14 protein-coding genes and 1 pseudogene are annotated in these 13,838 nt (G+C 62.8%); 11 read left to right on the forward strand and 4 right to left on the reverse strand.

Annotated features, from left to right (window positions below; translation table 11 throughout):
- Positions 1 to 48 precede the first annotated feature (48 nt).
- The 8 genes from ACHZCU_RS09185 (at position 49) to ACHZCU_RS09220 (ending at position 7,849) form a co-directional block, all read left to right on the forward strand.
- A complete protein-coding gene (locus ACHZCU_RS09185; protein WP_319518532.1) occupies positions 49 to 510 on the forward strand; it encodes a tripartite tricarboxylate transporter TctB family protein in 462 nt (153 codons plus the stop codon).
- Positions 511 to 517: 7 nt separating this feature from the next.
- Positions 518 to 2,038 carry a tripartite tricarboxylate transporter permease gene (locus tag ACHZCU_RS09190; protein ID WP_319518533.1) on the forward strand — a complete coding sequence of 507 codons (1,521 nt, stop codon included), beginning with the start codon at positions 518 to 520 and terminating at the stop codon, positions 2,036 to 2,038.
- Between the two features lie 3 nt (positions 2,039 to 2,041).
- Complete coding sequence (locus ACHZCU_RS09195; protein ID WP_319518534.1) at positions 2,042 to 3,085, forward strand: amidohydrolase family protein; 1,044 nt, start codon at positions 2,042 to 2,044, stop codon at positions 3,083 to 3,085.
- Entirely contained in the window at positions 3,082 to 4,029 is a 948-nt protein-coding gene (locus ACHZCU_RS09200) for a tripartite tricarboxylate transporter substrate binding protein (protein ID WP_319518535.1), read from the forward strand. Before ACHZCU_RS09195 ends, ACHZCU_RS09200 begins: the two co-directional genes overlap by 4 nt.
- 75 nt (positions 4,030 to 4,104) lie before the next feature.
- Complete coding sequence (dctP, locus tag ACHZCU_RS09205) at positions 4,105 to 5,085, forward strand: TRAP transporter substrate-binding protein DctP (protein ID WP_319518536.1); 981 nt, start codon at positions 4,105 to 4,107, stop codon at positions 5,083 to 5,085.
- Complete coding sequence (locus ACHZCU_RS09210; protein WP_319518537.1) at positions 5,069 to 5,605, forward strand: TRAP transporter small permease; 537 nt, start codon at positions 5,069 to 5,071, stop codon at positions 5,603 to 5,605. Before dctP ends, ACHZCU_RS09210 begins: the two co-directional genes overlap by 17 nt.
- Before the next feature lies 1 nt (position 5,606).
- Positions 5,607 to 6,899, forward strand: a complete 1,293-nt coding sequence (locus ACHZCU_RS09215; protein WP_319518538.1) for a TRAP transporter large permease — start codon at positions 5,607 to 5,609, stop codon at positions 6,897 to 6,899.
- A complete protein-coding gene (locus tag ACHZCU_RS09220; protein WP_319518539.1) occupies positions 6,896 to 7,849 on the forward strand; it encodes an SMP-30/gluconolactonase/LRE family protein in 954 nt (317 codons plus the stop codon). The genes ACHZCU_RS09215 and ACHZCU_RS09220 overlap by 4 nt, the downstream gene beginning before the upstream one ends.
- Positions 7,850 to 7,988: 139 nt before the next feature.
- Here ACHZCU_RS09220 and catB read toward each other — a convergent pair whose 3' ends face one another.
- The 3 genes from catB to ACHZCU_RS09235 all read right to left on the reverse strand — a co-directional run bounded on the left by catB (position 7,989) and on the right by ACHZCU_RS09235 (position 9,553).
- A complete protein-coding gene (catB, locus tag ACHZCU_RS09225; protein WP_319518540.1) occupies positions 7,989 to 8,627 on the reverse strand; it encodes a type B chloramphenicol O-acetyltransferase in 639 nt (212 codons plus the stop codon).
- A 306-nt stretch (positions 8,628 to 8,933) separates the two neighbouring features.
- On the reverse strand, positions 8,934 to 9,260 hold the full coding sequence (locus tag ACHZCU_RS09230) for a DMT family transporter (protein WP_319518541.1): 327 nt from the start codon (positions 9,258 to 9,260) through the stop codon (positions 8,934 to 8,936).
- Positions 9,261 to 9,442: 182 nt separating this feature from the next.
- Positions 9,443 to 9,553, reverse strand: a complete 111-nt coding sequence (locus ACHZCU_RS09235) for a hypothetical protein (protein WP_319518542.1) — start codon at positions 9,551 to 9,553, stop codon at positions 9,443 to 9,445.
- Positions 9,554 to 9,613: 60 nt separating this feature from the next.
- On the opposite strand from ACHZCU_RS09235, the gene ACHZCU_RS09240 reads away from it, so the two are divergent.
- The 3 genes and pseudogenes from ACHZCU_RS09240 (at position 9,614) to ACHZCU_RS09250 (ending at position 11,533) form a co-directional block, all read left to right on the forward strand.
- Positions 9,614 to 9,883, forward strand: a complete 270-nt coding sequence (locus tag ACHZCU_RS09240; protein WP_319518543.1) for a biotin/lipoyl-containing protein — start codon at positions 9,614 to 9,616, stop codon at positions 9,881 to 9,883.
- A pseudogene (locus ACHZCU_RS09245) lies at positions 9,880 to 10,741 on the forward strand (hydroxymethylglutaryl-CoA lyase). Before ACHZCU_RS09240 ends, ACHZCU_RS09245 begins: the two are co-directional and overlap by 4 nt.
- Positions 10,742 to 10,753: 12 nt before the next feature.
- Entirely contained in the window at positions 10,754 to 11,533 is a 780-nt protein-coding gene (locus ACHZCU_RS09250; RefSeq protein WP_319518544.1) for an enoyl-CoA hydratase-related protein, read from the forward strand.
- A 959-nt stretch (positions 11,534 to 12,492) separates the two neighbouring features.
- Here ACHZCU_RS09250 and ACHZCU_RS09255 read toward each other — a convergent pair.
- Positions 12,493 to 13,734 (reverse strand): CaiB/BaiF CoA-transferase family protein, encoded by a 1,242-nt coding sequence (locus tag ACHZCU_RS09255; protein ID WP_319518545.1) that lies wholly within the window; start codon positions 13,732 to 13,734, stop codon positions 12,493 to 12,495.
- Between the last annotated feature and the right edge of the window lie 104 nt (positions 13,735 to 13,838).

Below are 13,838 nucleotides of genomic sequence, written 5' to 3' on the forward strand. Positions count from 1 at the left end.
CTGCCGTCCTGAAATCCGTCAAGCCTCTGGTCCCGTGGGAGACTGTCCATGTCCGACGATCGTAAAAATCGCCTGCTCCGGCCCGAGACGCTGACGGCCATCGGCCTCATGGTCGCGGCTGCAGCGTTCCTCATTCCCACGGCAGAACTGCGTCCGATCTCTGCCCTTCTGCCCGCCGCCATGCTGATCGGCCTGATCGTGCTGGCGGTCCTGCTGCTGATCGGCGACCAGCGCCGTGCTGCCCGCGGCGAGGTGGCGGAGCCCGTCACCAAATCGCCGCGCCAGGTGATCGGCGCCTTCTGTCTGATCCTCGCCTACATGCTTGGCTGCGACTTCCTCGGTTTCTACCCGAGCACGATCGTCGTCATTCCGCTGGTCGCGTGGATATTCGGATTCAGGAACCCGCTTGGCCTGCTCGCGGCCACCGTGATTGTGGTCGGGGCGATCTGGCTGGTCTTCGATTTCGGGATGTCCCAGGACTTTCCCGCCGGACGCCTCTGGCAGAACTGAGGTCACAATGTATTCCGATCTTCTCAACGCCCTTCCAGCGGTTCTCAGCTTTGCGAACTTCGCTGCCGTGGTCATCGGGGTGCTGGCCGGCATCATGGTCGGCGCCATGCCGGGTCTGTCGGCGACGATGGCGATCTCGGTGCTCGTGCCATTCACCTTCGGGCTGAATCCGCTGGTCGCGCTCGGTCTCATGGCCGGCATCTACAACGGTGCCATGTATGGCGGAGCGATCCCGGCAGTGTTGCTGCGCATTCCCGGCACTCCGGCGGCGGTCGCCACCACTTTTGACGGCTACCCTATGGCGCAGAAGGGCGAGGGCGGCTTTGCCCTGCAGGTCGCGGTCGTTTCCTCTTCCATCGGCGGCATCGCGTCTGCCTTCGCGCTGATGCTGCTGGCGCCGCCATTGTCCAGGGTGACCCTGCTGTTCGGCCCCGCCGAGGTATTCTGGGTTGCGGTCTTTGGCCTGGCCTCGGTCATCTTCCTGCTGGGCGGCAATCCGGTGAAGGGGCTGATCAGCGCCTTTTTCGGTGTCTTCATCTCGGTGGTGGGCTCCGACCCGATCTATGGCAACGACCGTTTCACCTTCGGTCAGCTTGAGCTTCTGGACGGGATCAATATCGTGATCCTGCTCGTCGGCCTCTACGCGCTGCCGCCTGTCATCGACCTGCTGGAGGCGCCATTGAAGACGGATGCCGTCAAGAGCAGCAAGCTGGGCACCGAGCCGATCTGGAAGGCGTTGCCCCGAATGAAGCATTTCTGGAAGACCTGGCTGCGCGGATCGCTGCTCGGCATCTGGATCGGCATCCTGCCCGGCGCGGGCGGGTCCATGGCGGCCTTCATGTCCTACAACGAGGCGCGGCGCGCCTCGAAGCACCCCGAACGCTGGGGCGAGGGCGAGCCCGAGGGCGTGGCCGCCGCCGAGACCGCGAACAATGCCGACACCGCCTCGGCGCTGATCCCGGCACTGACTTTGGGTATCCCGGGAACCGCCGTGGCCGCGGTGATGCTGGGCGGCCTCTTGGTGCACGGTCTGCAGCCGGGGCCTATGCTGTTTCGGGACAACCCCGATGTCGTCTTCGGCTTCATGTGGCAATTCCTGTTCGGCGCGATCCTTCTGGTCCTCTTGGGTGGCTCACTGGCCACCAACAGCTTTGCCAGGTTGCTGAACCTGCCGCGCCCGCTGCTGGGATCAATCATCATCGTGCTGATGGTGATCGGGGTCTACTCGATCCACGGCCGCATGTTCGACGTCTATCTGATGCTGGGCTTCGGCGCCATCGGCTGGGTCATGGACAAGATGAAGTTCCCGCTGCCGCCGATGGTACTGGGTCTGATCCTGGGCGCCTTTGCCGAGGAGAACCTGCGGCTGGCGCTGAGGATCGGCCGCGGAGACTGGCTGGTGCTGTTTCAGAACACGACCAGTCTGGTGATCGTCGCGCTGACCCTGGCGGTGATCTTCGGACCGATGATCAAGCGCCGGATCGTGGCGCGGCGCGCAGCGCGCAACAGCGACGGGACGGAGGGCTGAGGCATGGTCACCGCAAGTCCCCATTTTCCGGTGCGCGAGGGGTGGCTGGCGCAGGTCGAAGAAGAGGTTATCGACCCCGCCCAGCCGATCTTCGACTGTCATCACCACCTGTGGGACCGGCCCGAGGGCCGTTACCGTGCGGCGGAACTGCGGGCCGATATTGCCTCAGGCCATGATGTCCGGGCCAGCCTCTACGTGCAGTGCCGCACCGGCTATGACGAGGACGGGCCGGAAGAAATGCGCCCTGTGGGCGAGGTGCGGACGATACTGGACTGGTGCCGGGATCAGCCGCATCTGCCCGCAGGCCTTGTCGCCTTTGCCGACCTGCAGCTTGGGGCAGGGGTGCAGCCGGTGCTGGAGGCGCTGGTCGCGGCCGGACAGGGGCGGTTACGCGGTATCCACAACACCACCGCCTGGCATGCCGACCCGGCTGTGAGATCCAATCCAAGACCCGCGCCCGAGGGGCTGCTGCGCACCGATGCCTTTCTGGAGGGCGCGCGCGCCGTCGCCCGGACCGGGCTGTGCCTGGATGTCTGGGCTTACCAGAGTCAGTTGGGAGAAGTGGAAGCTTTGGCCCGCGCGCTGCCCGAACTGACGATCGTGCTGGATCATTGCGGCGGCCCGCTGGGCATCGGGCCTTATCGGATCGACGACCCGGCCTGTTTTGCCGACTGGCGCAGGGGCATGGCCCGGGTTGCCGCCTGTCCGAATGTCCGGGTCAAGGTCGGCGGTTTCGGCCTGTCGGTCATGGGGTATCGCTATGCCGATGCCGCCCTGCCGCCCGGCTCCGGGCAACTGGCGCGCGACTGGCAGCCCCATGTCGCGGCCTGCCTCGACCTCTTCGGTCCCGGGCGCGCGATGTTTGAGAGTAACTTTCCCGTCGACAAGGGACAGTTCGGCTATCGCACCCTCTGGAACGCCTTCAAGCATCTTGCCGCGCCGCTTGGCCGGGACGAGCGCGACGCGCTGTTCTGGCGGACGGCCGTCGGAACCTACGGTATCGACCCAACTCTTTTCACGACACAATCTGGGAGGACCCTGTCATGAAGAAAGCCTTGAGTCTTGCAGCGCTGACCATTGCGGCGCTGGCCAGCCCGGCGCTGGCTGAATATCCCGAAAAGCCGATTGAGGTTGTCGTCGGCTATTCTGCCGGGGGCGGGACCGACGTGATGGCGCGCACCGTGGGCAAGTTTCTGGAGACCGCTCTGGGTGATGGCGCCGCCGTGGTGGTGAAGAATATGCCCGGCGCCGGTGGCCAGATCGGCTTTACCGAGGTGGCCAAGGCCAAGCCCGACGGCTACACGCTGGGCACGTTCAACCTGCCGGCGGTGCTGGCGCTGACCCATGACCGCAAAGCCGATTACGACGTGTCGAGCTTCACCTATCTGGCGAATTTCGTCGAGGATCCGAACACGATCGTTGTCAGCGCCTCGTCTGAATTCAAAACACTGGATCAGCTGCTGGAGGCCGCCAAGGGCGATCCGGGCGCGATTACCGTCGGCCTGTCGGCGCTGGGCGGCAACAACCATTTTGCGGCCAACATGATGGCCGAGGCCTCCGGCGCTGAATTCACGCTGGTTCCCTTCAAGGGCGCTTCGATGGCGCGCACCGCACTGATGGGCGGGCATGTTGACGTGGGCACCATGGCGCTGAGCCAGACCGCGAACTTCCGGGATGATCTGCGGGTGCTGGCGGTGCTGGCCGACGAACGCTCGGATTTCCGCCCCGATGTGCCGACCGCGAAGGAGCTGGGCTACGATGTCGAGATGTCCTCGCTACGCGGCATCGTCGCGCCGGCGGGCCTCGACCCGGAGGTCGCCGAAAAGCTGCGCGCGGCGCTGACCAGGGTTAACGGCATGAAAGAATTCCAGACCAAGATGGCCGAGCAGGGCAACCCGATCGCCTTCGTCTCCGGTGATGCGTTCGAAGCCGTTGCCAAAGAGCAGGATGCGATCGCCCGCGGCATCTGGGAACAGACCCCCTGGAATTGATGACCCTCTCGTGGCCGTTCCCGGCCGCGAGCCGTTCCACCCCGGGGTTGGCCCCGGTGAACAAGGAGAGAGATGATGAAACTGAAGATCCTTTGCGCGGCCTTGCTGGTGCAGACTTTCGCCCTGCCGCTGACCGCCCATGCCGAAGACTGGACGGCTTACACCTATTCCTCGGTCTCCACGACCGCGGCGGTGAAGGGCATGAACCGCATTGCGGAGCGTGTCGAAGAGGAAACCGATGGCGACCTGACCATGACGTTGCACCTAGGCAAGACGCTGCAGATCGCATCGTCCGACATTACCCAGGCGACGGGCGACGGAATCGTCGATTTTGCCGCTGATTTCTTCTTTTCCGGTACTGTGCCGATCGCGCGGATCCTGAACCTGCCCATGCTGATCGAGAACGACGAGCAATGGGACAAGGCCTATGCCGCCATCGAGCCGACGCTCGTTGATGCCTTTGCCGAACAGAATGTCGTTCTGCTGGGCGGCTACCGCTATCCGGAGCAGACGATCTTCACCACCTTCCCGGTAAACAGCCTGGCCGATCTGAAGGGACACAAGGTCCGCGTGACCTCTCCCGATCAGGGCAAGTTCATCGAGGAATTCGGTGGAGCGCCGATTACCCTGTCGGGCAGTGAAGTGCCCACCTCGCTGGAGCGTGGCGTGATCGAGGGCGTGCTGACGGCCAGTGCGGGCGGCGCCAAGAACTGGCATGAGTTCCTGCCCTACAACTACCGCTTCCCGGTCAACTACGGTAACTCGATGATCATCGCCAACACCGATGCCTTCGACGCACTGCCGGAAGAAACCCAGGCGACCCTCAGCAAGATCGTCGCCGAGGAAGGACCTGCCATCACCGAAAATTTCCGTAAGGACGAGAAGGTGCAGATGGCGTCCCAGTCGGAAGCGGGCATGACCATTACCGAAGCCTCCGCCAGCGAAATCGAGATGGCGACCGGGAAGCTTTCGCCCTACTGGGAAGCCTGGGCTGAAGAAAACGGCCCCGAATATGTCGAAGCCCTGAAAGTCGTGCGCGATGCAATCGGAAAATAAAACTGACAACGCCAAAACCATGGGGCCGGCCTCTGCCGGCTCCATCTTCGATTTGGGAGAGACGGTGACACGGGCGCTGACCGGGCTGGTCCTGACCGGTCTCGTCCTGCTGGTCTGCTCCGAGGCGCTGCTGCGGGGCGGGTTCAACTACTCGCTCGGCTTCGCGAAGGAACTGACAGGCTATTGCGTGGTCCTGCTGACCTTCCTGGGCGCGGCGCTGGCGCTGCGGCACGGCGCGCTCTTTCGCGTGCATTTCCTGTATGAAGCGCTCGGCGATCGGGCGCGGGCCTGGCTGCGGTGCCTCTTCGTGCTCGTGGCTTTCGCGCTCTGCCTGATATTGGCATGGAAGACCAAGGACCTGACGCTGTCGTCCTTCAGCCGCGGCAAGTTCGCGCCCACCGTCCTGCACACGCCGCTGTGGATCCCGCAGATCGTGCCGCCGGCGGGGTTCCTCGTCATCGGTTTCTTCCTCATCGAGCAGTTCCTGCTGGCATTCCGCAAAATCAAAGAAAGCGACTGACATGGAAGCGATCCTGGCCTTCGGCCTGCTCATCGGCCTTATCCTCGGGGGTATGTGGGTGCAGTTCGCTGTCGCCGGCGCGGGGTTGTTCTACCTGTGGATGCTGAAAGGCTTCGCCGGGTGGAAGGCTCTGGGTCTGGTGAGCTGGGGCGCCGCCAACAGCTTTACGCTTGCCGCCATTCCACTGTTCGTGCTGATGGCAGAGATCCTGCTGGGCTCGGGTCTGGCCGCGCGGCTCTATAACGGCGTTGCCCCCTTCATGCGGCGTCTGCCGGGCGGATTGCTGCACACCAATATCGTGGGATCGGGCATCTTCGCCGCCATTTCCGGCGGCAGTGCACCGACGGCTGCGGCGATGTCCACCGTGGCGCTGCCCGAGCTGGGCCGGCGCGGCTATAACCGCCGCCTGGTTGCGGGATCGCTGGCTGCAGGCGGGACGCTGGGCATCCTGATCCCGCCCTCGATCACGATGATCATCTATGCCACGTTCACCGAAACCTCGATTGCTCGGCTCTTCGCGGCGGGGCTGGTGCCGGGCATCGTGCTGGCCGCCCTCTACATGGTCTTCATCATGATCCGCGCCCTGCGCAATCCGTCCCTCGCGCCCCGCGTGGAGACCAAGGCGACGCCTGGCGAACTGGTTCGCGCGGGCCTCGACATCCTGCCGTTCCTGCTATTGATCCTCATCGTTCTGGGCAGCATCTATGGCGGTTTCGCCACCCCGACCGAGGCTGGGGCCGTGGGCACCGTGGGCGCGATCCTGATTGCCGGAATTTACCGCAAGCTCAGCGTCGATCTGCTCCGCCGGGCGCTGGTCCGGACGGCGGTGATGAGCGGCAATATTCTGTTCGTCGTCTTCACCTCGATGATCTTCGCCTATGCCACCGCGCTCTCCGGCGTGGGAGAGGATCTGGTCGCGAAGCTGGAAAGCGCCGACGTGTCGCGGGTGGCCTTCCTGCTGATTATCATGGTGGTCTTCGCCATCCTCGGTTGCTTCATGGAAGGGCTGGGCATGATCGCCATCATCGTGCCGGTGATCTTCCCCGCGCTGCTGGCGCTGAATATCGATCCGGTCTGGTTCGGCGTCTTCGTGGTGATCCTGGTGGAGCTGGGGCAGCTGACGCCGCCGCTCGGGGTCATCCTCTTCGTCGTCGCCTCGTCTTCCAGAGAGGTTTCGGTTGAAGACGTGATCATGGGCACCATACCCTTCTTTGCCATCATCCTGCTGTTCATGCTGCTGATGATCGGCTTCCCGCAAATCGCGCTCTTCCTGCCGGAGGTCACATTCGGATGACGACCCACACCTATCCCGCACCCGACCCCGTCATCATCGACGCCGAGGTTTTTACCGAGTTGCCGGGGCATCTTCGCCGGCCGGGCGTCTCATCCTACTGGGCCGAAAAGAATCGGCGCGGGCAGGCGGTGGACAGCTTCGTCGAGGGGCCGTCCTTCGACCGCGCGGGGAACCTCTATTTCGTGGACATCCCCTTCGGCCGCGTATTCAAGGCTTCGCCCGGCGGCGCGGTCGAACAGGTGGCGGAATATGACGGGCAGCCGAACGGGCTGAAGATCCATCGCGACGGGCGGATATTCCTGGCGGATTATCAAAACGGCATCATGCTTCTGGACCCGGAAAGCGGTGCGGTAACGCCCGCTCTGGCCGATTGCGACACCGAAGGGTTCAAGGGATGCAATGATCTGCATTTCGGCCGGGACGGCACGCTTTTCTTCACCGACCAGGGGCAGACGGGCCTGCATGACCCGACGGGCCGCGTCTATCGCTGGCAGCCGGAGACCGGGCGGCTCGACAGCCTGATCGATACGGCGCCGAGCCCGAACGGGCTGGTGCTGGATCTCGCCGAACAGGTGCTGTTTCTCGCGGTCACGCGGGCCAACGCGGTGTGGCGGCTGATGCTCTCGCCGAGCGGCCGGGTGAACAAGGCCGGGCTCTTCATCCAGTTTTCCGGCGGACGTGCCGGGCCGGACGGGCTGGCGCTGACGGCGCAGGGCGGCGTGGTGGTCTGCCAGACCGGCATGGGGCTCGTCTGGGTGCACAATGCCCTGGGGCAGGCGATCGCCGTGGTGCGCAGCCCGCGGGGTCTGGGCACGACCAACTGCGCCTTTGGCGGGCCGGACGGGCGCAGTCTGTTCATCACCGAAAGCGACAGCGGCTCGATCCTGCGCGCCACGTTTCCGCCCGAACTCGGAATCTCGGGCGCGCCGATGTTCGCCCATAGCGACTGATCCCGGACCTGGCGAGAGAACCGAAGCAGGACGTAAAGGGCCCGGCTTCGGTGGTGGCGCGCAGGCCAACGCGAATTGCTTCGGCCGAAATACAGAGGAACTTCATCCGGCCGCGACACGCCGCCGATCAGGAGCGCCGTCAGCCGTCTGCTTTGATGTTCTTCTGCCAGTAATGGTGAAGTGCGGTTATGTCGCCGCTTGTGAGGATCGGCATCGCCTCGCGGAGCTGCGCATCGCTCCAGTCCCACCATGACAGTTCACGCAACAGGGCAATCTCCGTGTCCTTGAAGCGTTTGCGGATTTCCCGGGCGGGGTTCCCGCCGACGATCGCGTAAGGCTCCACGTCGTGGGTCACAAGGGCGCGTGTGCCGATCACGGCGCCATCGCCGATCCTGACGCCCGGCATGATGATCGCCTCGGAACCGATCCACACATCGTTGCCGATAACCGTGTCTCCTGCCGGCTGGTAGCCGTTTTTCGGGCCCGCGAATTCCGGCACCTCACCCATCCAGAAAAAGGGAAACGTGCTGATCCAGTCGTTCCGGTGGCCCTGATTGCCGGCCATGATGAAGGCTGCCCCTGACCCGATCGAGCAGAAACTGCCGATCAGGAGCCTGTCCACACCGGGCTCGGGAAGCAGGTAGCGGGCGCAATCGTCAAAGCTGTGACCGTGATAATAGCCGGAATAATAGCTGTAACGACCGACAATAATGTTCGGGTTCCTGATCTGGCGGTCGAGCGTCATGCCCTTGAAGGGGCTTTCGAAGAAATTGTTCATGAAAATACCACTGAATCCTTGCCGCAGCAGCGGCGATATCCCGTTTGCGATGATGCAAACGGACAAGCGCCGGCAAGCTCAACGAGCCGACCAGCGCAGCAGCTTCTCGCGGCGATGCGCGGAAACAGATTCAGATGGTACAATCTGCAGACTTCATGAGATCATCATGCACCGGATATCCGTTTCGACGCAAGTGCGTCCTTTCTGACACGGCGACGACCAAACCTTTTCAGGCCGTCTGCAGGGAAGGGGCGTGGCTTGACCGGAAAGGAAGAAGAAACCTGGTGCGGTACGGGCCCATAGCCGTCACGAACTGGTGGCCGGTCTCAGCCCCAGCGCCTGCAACTGCATCACGACCAGACCGAGGATGATCAGGCCGAGACCGGCAAGGCGGGACCACGAGACGGGTTTTTGAGGCAGGCCGACGAGGCCCCACTGGTCGATGATGACCGATGCCAGCATTTGTCCTGCGATGACCGCCATGATGAAGCCGGCAGCGCCGAGTTTCGGGGCAAGCATGAGTGCGCCGGTGATATAGACGACGCCGACAATACCGCCGATCCATATCCAGCGGGGCGCTTGCGCAAGGTTTGACAGGATTGGCGCCTGTAACCGACTTTCATGTTCGTGCACAGCTTTCATCTCACGATATATCGCGAAAAGCTATCAAGAATGGTGGACAGATACTTACCTCTGCTGACCATTTTTAGGCAAACGATTCTTAAAATTCTGAAGCGGAAAAGCAATCACTGGCACCAGCGCGCCTGATCCGACGCCGACTTCAGGCCGAAAAGGCCGCCTGAATATCTCAAAGTTTAAGCTTTTGCCGATTTCATCAGCGCCTCAACCTCCTTCACCGAAGGGGCGGTCGCGGCAGCGCCGCGTTTGGTTGTCGCCAGCGCACCGCAGGCGGACGCAAAGCGCAATGCGTCCGGCAGGGCATCGCCACGCGACAGCGCAAAGGCAAGGCCGCCGCGGAAGATTTCGTGCTGGTTGACGAACGCGCCGGCGCGGCGGCCATGGCCGACGAGACCGATGCCGTGATCGCGCCGATGACCGGAACCATCGTGCAGCTTTCGGTCTCAGTCGGCGACATGGTCGAGGCGGGTCAGAAACTCGGCGTCATGGAGGCGATGAAGATGGAGACGGCGCTTGTCGCCCCACGTTCAGGCCGCGTGGCATCGGTCGACTGCGCGGAAGGGTCGACGGTCGATGACGGCGCCGTGCTGGTGACCTTCGAGGAGGAAACGCCGTGAGCGAGCATGTCCGCATCTACGAAGTCGGCCCGCGTAACGGTCTGCAGAACGAGGACATGCTGATTCCGTCCGCCCGCAAGATTGAACTGATCGACCGTCTCTCGCGTGCAGGATTCGAAAAAAATCGAGGCGACGAGCTTCGTTTCGCCCAAATGGGTGCCGCAACTGGCCGACGCCGAAACGGTGCTTGCCGGCATCAAACACAGGCCGGGGACCGACTATGCAGCGCTGACACCAAACATGAAGGGCTACGAACGGGCGCTTGTAGCAGACGTGGATGAAGTCGCCGTCTTCGCCTCGGCGTCCGAAGGCTTCAGCCAAAAGAACATCAACTGCTCGATTGCCGAAAGCCTCAAGCGCTTCGAACCGTTGCTGGAAGCGGCAAAAAAGGATGGCATGCGCGTGCGCGGCTATGTCTCCTGCGTGATCGCCTGTCCCTATGACGGACCGGTTGCGCCCGGAGCCGTGCGCGATGTGGCCGGGGCGCTTTTCGACATGGGCTGCTACGAGATTTCGCTGGGCGACACGATCGGCGCCGGAACGCCCGAGACCGTCTCGACCATGCTGAAAGCGGTCCTCCCAGGTCTGCCGGCCGACCGTCTGGCCGGTCATTTTCACGATACGCACGACAATGCGCTCGACAATGTCGCGGCCGCGCTCGATCTGGGTTTGCGGGTGTTCGACAGCGCCGTCGGCGGGCTTGGCGGCTGCCCCTATGCGCCGGGCGCCAAGGGCAATCTGGCGACGGGACCGCTTGTTGCGTTTCTGGAGAAAGCCGGTTTCGACACGGGTATCGATCATGATGCGCTGGCAGAGGCCGAGCAATATCTGCGTTCAATCACCAAAGCATCAGCCTGAGGGAGGCCGGCCATGTCCGACGCATTCGAAACCATCTCATTGAGCATTGATGCCCGGCAGGTCGCGACCGTGATGCTGGCGCGGCCCGACAAGCACAACGCCATGAACGCGACCATGATCTCCGAGCTTGCCGAGGCCGCATCATGCCTCGCCGACAATGTGGATGTCAGGGCCGTCGTGCTGGCGGCCGAGGGGAAAACCTTTTGCGCCGGCGCAGACCTCAACTGGATGCGTGCGCAAAGGGACAAGGATCGGGCCGGCAAGATCGCGGAGGCGCTGACGCTGGCGCGCATGCTCAAGCTCTGGAACGACCTGCCGAAACCGGTGATCGCGCGGGTGCAGGGCGGCGCCTATGGCGGCGGGCTTGGCCTGATCGCCGTCAGCGATATCGTCGTGGCTGAGGAAAGCGCCCGGTTCGCGCTGACCGAAACCCGCCTCGGCCTGATCCCGGCGACGATCGGCCCCTTCGTCGTCCGCAAATTCGGCGAGGCCTTCGCCCGTCAGGTGTTCTTCAGCGCCCGGCCCTTCGGTGCGGATTTCATGCACCGCGCCGGCGCCGTTGCCCGGGTCTGTGAGGCAGGCGAAATCAATACTGCCGTCGAAGAAGAGCTGGAAGCCTGCCTGCGCTGCGCCCCCGGCGCCGTCGCCGCGGCCAAGGCGCTGTGTCTGTCAGTCTCCGGCATGGATCCGGCTGCGGCAATGACGTTTTCCGCCGAAGCGCTTGCCGACCGCTGGGAAACACAGGAAGCACAGGCCGGGATCGCCACCTTCTTCGCCAGCCGAAAGGGATAGGGTGTCTTTCTCCCTGGCTCGAAGGCGCCTACAAAACAGTGTCCAAATCCTGTCCCCGCAACCAGCTTTACTTGCGATGACTCCAACGGACCGTCGGGTTTTTTCGTTTGCAGCGAAAGCGTAAGGATTCCAGCGAATCCGTCGCGCACGTCAATCGGCCTCAAATATGCCGATTTCCATGCTGGGCGCTTCGCGCCGCCTGTCGGTGTTGTCGCCGAGGGCACAGTGCTGGAATTGATTTCTCTGGGTGTTTCCGCCATCTCGATGAAGTACACTCGGTCTGTTCGAAGTTGGCCACACTCGCGCCGCCGGCCGATCGGGCGGAATCTTTGATGCGAATACCAAGCACAGTCCGATGGTCTGTCGCTTTGAGGTTTATTTCCCCAACTGTCGAAACGCAGGAAGGTTGCACGATGAAAGTGCCGCTCCCTCTGGCCTGATCGGCAGACACGCTAGGGCGATAAATGCATAAATCCGTTGCCCCAGCAAGGCTATCCGCAACGGACCTTCTTTCGCGATGTTTCCTGTAATTAGGCTTTTCAGGGTCGGATCATAGGACCTGTCAAAGAATGCTTCGGCGTCGGATATTTGCTTCTGCCCGAATGCATGGGGCACATTCTCGGGTGCTGCATGCGCGGTCAGGCGCTCCTGCTATGCCGCCTCGTATGATTGCTCCTCAAGGGGCTGCTGAAGCGGAATGATTTCTGCCTCACCGACAGGCCTGCCCGGTTCGTTTGTATCTTTCCCGAAGGTATGCACCGCGGGAATGCTGAGCCAGAGGGGGCTTTCCGCGCATGACAAACGACGAACTGACCGATCGGGGAAATGAACTGTCAGGCCAGCCGCCAGTCCGCTGTCGGCGGACGAAAGGTGAATGCCTGAAGCCGCCGCCAATGGCGCTGGCAATAATGGCGTTCGGTGCGCGGTGTTTTTTTACCCCTCTTTCGCCCTCGGGTCCCTCAGTCCCCTGCGCGGCGGTCGAGTTGTCCTGTCTGGCTCGGCTTGGACCAGAGCGTCTTGTCCCGGTTGGCTTCAACGGCGGCGCCGGCCTTGAGCATTGCGTCTACTGCGTCGTCGTCATAACCGAGGTTTTTCAGGATTTCGCTGGTGTTCTGGCCGAGAAGGGGCGGGGCGTCGGCGCGGCCTTCTGAGCGGAGAAGGGGTGGGATCGGGAAGTCCGGAGAGGTGAAATCGTAGTCGCCGAAATCGAATGCCGAGGTTTTGTCCGCTGCCTTTGCCTGCGGCGCTTCCAGCACCTTGTCGGCGGACAGGATTTCGGTGAAGCCGATGCCGTGGCTGGAGAGTTTTTTGGTCAAGGCCTCAAAATTATGTGCGGCAACCGCCCGGGTTACCATTTCTTCCACCCGCGGGCGCGCGCGCCGACGGTCGCGGAGGCCTTGAAGGGCTGGATCGGGCGGGATGTCTGTCGCGGCGCAAAACCTGCGCCAGTGATCATCCGTCAGCATGACGAGATAGATCCAGCGTTTGTCTTTGGTTTCATAGGCGCCATAGCCGGGTATGCTGAATTCCGCCGAGGGCTCGGTTTCCGGTCGGCCGAGAAGCTGCGACTTGAGCTGCACGCCGAGCAGGTCGCGCGCGGCGATATGAAGCCCGGTCTCGTAAAGCCCGAGTTCGATATTGCGCTTGGCAGGGTCGTTGGAAAGCAGCGCCGAGAGGACGGCGATCACGGCATAACAGCCGGCAAACTGGTCGTGATAGGACGGGCCGAGCCGGGACGGGCGGCCATCGACGCGGTTTGAAAACATCACGCCGGTTGCCGCCTCGGCAATGGGATTTGAAGCCACCTCCTCTTCAAGCGGTCCCGCGCCATAGCCCTTGATGTGGCAGAAAATGATCTCGGGATTGCGTTTTGCGCAGTCCTTGTAGGTCGCTCCGAGCTTGCGGGCCGCGGACGGGGAAAGATTGTGCACGATGATGTCGCAGCCTTCGACCAGACGATTGAAGACCGTTCGTCCCTGTTCGGACTGGAGATCGAGGCACAGGCTTTTCTTGCCGCGATTGAAGGCGAGGTAGCTGCCGCTCGGGCCGCCGCGCACCAGTTTGCGGGTGGTTTCGCCGGCGGGCGGCTCGATCTTGATCACCGTGGCGCCCATCTGCTGGAGAATATGGGTGGCGAAAGGGGCGGCGATCATGCTGCCCAGTTCCAGAATCGTCTTGCCGGCCAATACCCCGTTGTTCATTCAATCCTCCCTGATTGCGAAGCCCGGAATGGCGCCGGACCCGGCTATAACTGTCAGGGTCACGTGTTTTTGACAAGAATAAAATGCATTATTTTTTGTTTGTG

It is taken from the genome of uncultured Martelella sp. (assembly GCF_963677965.2).
Classification (GTDB): Bacteria; Pseudomonadota; Alphaproteobacteria; order Rhizobiales; family Rhizobiaceae; genus Martelella; species Martelella mangrovi.

Excerpts from the sequence above, each read along its gene's own strand:
- ACHZCU_RS09210 (WP_319518537.1), top strand. The coding sequence starts at position 5,069 with ATGCAATCGGAAAATAAAACTGACAACGCCAAAACCATGGGGCCGGCC.
- ACHZCU_RS09255 (WP_319518545.1), bottom strand. The coding sequence starts at position 13,734 with ATGAACAACGGGGTATTGGCCGGCAAGACGATTCTGGAACTGGGCAGC.
- ACHZCU_RS09190 (WP_319518533.1), top strand. The coding sequence starts at position 518 with ATGTATTCCGATCTTCTCAACGCCCTTCCAGCGGTTCTCAGCTTTGCG.
- dctP (WP_319518536.1), top strand. The coding sequence starts at position 4,105 with ATGAAACTGAAGATCCTTTGCGCGGCCTTGCTGGTGCAGACTTTCGCC.
- catB (WP_319518540.1), bottom strand. The coding sequence starts at position 8,627 with ATGAACAATTTCTTCGAAAGCCCCTTCAAGGGCATGACGCTCGACCGC.
- ACHZCU_RS09215 (WP_319518538.1), top strand. The coding sequence starts at position 5,607 with ATGGAAGCGATCCTGGCCTTCGGCCTGCTCATCGGCCTTATCCTCGGG.
- ACHZCU_RS09195 (WP_319518534.1), top strand. The coding sequence starts at position 2,042 with ATGGTCACCGCAAGTCCCCATTTTCCGGTGCGCGAGGGGTGGCTGGCG.
- ACHZCU_RS09185 (WP_319518532.1), top strand. The coding sequence starts at position 49 with ATGTCCGACGATCGTAAAAATCGCCTGCTCCGGCCCGAGACGCTGACG.
- ACHZCU_RS09200 (WP_319518535.1), top strand. The coding sequence starts at position 3,082 with ATGAAGAAAGCCTTGAGTCTTGCAGCGCTGACCATTGCGGCGCTGGCC.
- ACHZCU_RS09250 (WP_319518544.1), top strand. The coding sequence starts at position 10,754 with ATGTCCGACGCATTCGAAACCATCTCATTGAGCATTGATGCCCGGCAG.
- ACHZCU_RS09220 (WP_319518539.1), top strand. The coding sequence starts at position 6,896 with ATGACGACCCACACCTATCCCGCACCCGACCCCGTCATCATCGACGCC.